Source organism: Vibrio sp. D173a, assembly GCF_030248475.1.
The window spans coordinates 1-877 of sequence record NZ_JAHGAH010001225.1 but is presented as its reverse complement, the minus strand read 5'-3'; the positions used below and the strand labels follow the sequence as shown (position 1 = coordinate 877).

Genomic DNA, 877 nt, shown 5'->3' with positions numbered 1-877 from the left:
GTATCTATAAACAGTATAATCATTTATTCACCGAGAAAAAAGTGATCATTGATAAAGTCATCTTTCGCTTAGTGACTTGTTAACACTTCTGATAGTATGGTTAAAAGTATTTACTCGATAAGTAAGGATCGCTTTTGACTGAAAAAATACTGGTCGTTGAAGATAGCCGAGCCTTTAGAAACTACCTTTTCCAACAACTGACCAACAGTGGTTATGCAGTGCCGCTCGCCGAATCAGTGCAACAGGCAAATGAAATTCTCGAACAAGAAACGGACTTTCTGTGTGCGATATTGGACTACTGCCTGCCAGATGGCCAAGACGGTGAAATCATTGACTTAGTGCTTGGTTATAAGCAAAAAATCATCGTACTCACTGGCATGTTCAGTGACGCCTTGCGTGAGCAAGTACTCGTAAAAGGGGTGATAGATTACATCCTAAAAGACAGCATGGCTTCAGTCAGCTATCTGCTTCCTCTCGTTCAACGCATCACCAACAACAAAAAGCATAAAGCGCTAGTTGTCGATGACTCTTCTGTAGTACGTCGTTATATCGTTCAGTTGTTAGAACACCAATACATACAGACGGTGCAGGCGGTAGATGGTGAGCAAGGGTTAGCACTGCTACGCAATGATCCAGATATTACCTTTATCGTCACCGATCATGACATGCCAAACAAAGATGGTATCTCAATGATTCGTGAAATACGTCAGCACTACACACGTAACGAGCTGGCTATCTTGGGGTTATCAGCCAGTGACGATCGCACCCTAACGGCACAGTTTCTTAAAGCAGGCGCGAACGACTTTCTGTATAAGCCTTTCAATCAAGAAGAGTTTTTCTGTCGTATTCACCAACTGCTGGATATGAAAGAAGCCGC

Annotated in this window: 1 protein-coding gene; it reads left to right on the top strand. The window is 42.8% G+C overall.

From position 1 onward, the window contains the following. Positions 1-134: 134 nt before the first annotated feature. On the top strand, positions 135-877 hold a 743-nt coding region (locus tag KIV40_RS32450; protein ID WP_285353469.1), incomplete at its 3' end, for a response regulator.